Annotated in this window: 1 rRNA gene; it reads left to right on the top strand. The window is 50.0% G+C overall.

Features of this window, described 5'->3' with window-relative positions:
* Positions 1-214: ribosomal RNA gene (locus HP552_RS00275) — 23S ribosomal RNA — on the top strand; the annotation flags it as partial.

The following is a 214-nucleotide window of genomic DNA, read 5'->3' as shown; positions in this document are numbered from 1 at the left end:
TGTAGAGGCATACCAGGGGAACTGAAACATCTAAGTACCTTGAGGAAGAGAAAACAATAGTGATTCCGTCAGTAGCGGCGAGCGAACGCGGAGAAGCCCAAACCAGAGAGCTTGCTCTCTGGGGTTGTGGGACGTCTCACATGGAGTTACAAAGGAACCGGTTAAACGAAGAGGTCTGGAAAGGCCCGCCAAAGAAGGTAAAAGCCCTGTAATT

Source organism: Paenibacillus xylanilyticus, from assembly GCF_013359935.1.
GTDB lineage: Bacteria > Bacillota > Bacilli > Paenibacillales > Paenibacillaceae > Paenibacillus > Paenibacillus xylanilyticus.
This window is presented reverse-complemented; position numbering and strand designations above follow the sequence as displayed.